The sequence below is a fragment of the Antribacter gilvus genome (assembly GCF_003946865.1).
GTDB classification, from domain to species: domain Bacteria; phylum Actinomycetota; class Actinomycetes; order Actinomycetales; family Cellulomonadaceae; genus Antribacter; species Antribacter gilvus.
Map to the genome: position 1 here is coordinate 1 of NZ_QXTH01000048.1, position 535 is coordinate 535.

The following is a 535-nucleotide window of genomic DNA, read 5'->3' on the forward strand; positions in this document are numbered from 1 at the left end:
CACCCTCACGGCGCAGATCGGCGATCTGCTCCCGCTCGGCCAGGGACAGGAACCGCGGGTGCAGCGTCTTGTCCAGCGCGGACATCGCTGCCGAGGAGGATCCGGGCTTGACGATCGTGGTCACGCCAGTGTTGTAGTCCACCCGGCGCCCGTCCGGGTAGGTCCGGCTGTTCGACGAGCGGCGGACCCCGCGGTCCCAGTCCTTCGCGGTCCGTGGGTGCACACCGACCTGCTCGGCCGCCCGTCTGCGCGACACGCCGTCCGCCCGTAGCCGGTCGTACTCGGGTCGGCCCGGATGCGGCGGCCGGCCGCCGGTCGCGCCCGGCACCCGCACGGACCACACACCTGCCCTGCGCGCCCAGCCGTAGGCAGTGTTGCGGTTCACGCCCAGCCGCCGCGCAGCGACGCTCACGCTCTCAACCTGCTCCAGCAACTCCAGGAACCGCACCCGCAGCTGATCTGCGTCCGATGAAGACGACACGGTCCTCGCAACCCCCAAAAACTCTGGGTGTTGCGAGGACCGCTAGATAGCCCC

General features: G+C 70.8%; 1 pseudogene. It reads right to left on the minus strand.

The window, feature by feature from the left end:
• Positions 1 to 412 (minus strand): annotated as a pseudogene (locus D1350_RS23485) (IS30 family transposase); the annotation flags it as partial.
• Positions 413 to 535 lie beyond the last annotated feature (123 nt).